The following is a 354-nucleotide window of genomic DNA, read 5'->3' as shown; positions in this document are numbered from 1 at the left end:
ACTGGAAAAAAGGCAAAAAGAAACCATGAAGTTACAACTGCAACTCCATGGCCCATATGCCTTGTAATTCTAACTGCAACAACCTATGTTGCAATTAATTTTTCAATTAACCACAATCAGTTTTTCTTTTTCATAAAAGCGTACATTTGAACGTGATAACCCTGTCAGTTTTTCAACCTCTTTTATTGTCATATCATGCACCTCTTCTCAAGCACCTATATTCTATTTTTGAATATAAACTACTAAGACTTCCCATACCTGAAATGGGCTTCGCTCCTTGAAAATTCAATATTTCAGCTGACAAAATAGTGATTTATGCCCCTATAGACTCTGGATGGAGTGCGTTACGCAGAT

Annotated in this window: 1 protein-coding gene; it reads right to left on the bottom strand. The window is 35.9% G+C overall.

Translation table 11 applies throughout. The features are described from left to right. Window positions 1-102: 102 nt before the first annotated feature. Window positions 103-192, bottom strand: coding sequence for a MerR family DNA-binding transcriptional regulator (locus tag H6A32_RS15995; RefSeq protein ID WP_346342305.1), 90 nt, complete (start codon window positions 190-192; stop codon window positions 103-105). Window positions 193-354: the final 162 nt, after the last annotated feature.

Source organism: Drancourtella massiliensis (genome assembly GCF_016900655.1).
Lineage (GTDB): Bacteria > Bacillota > Clostridia > Lachnospirales > Lachnospiraceae > Sellimonas > Sellimonas catena.
This window is presented reverse-complemented; position numbering and strand designations above follow the sequence as displayed.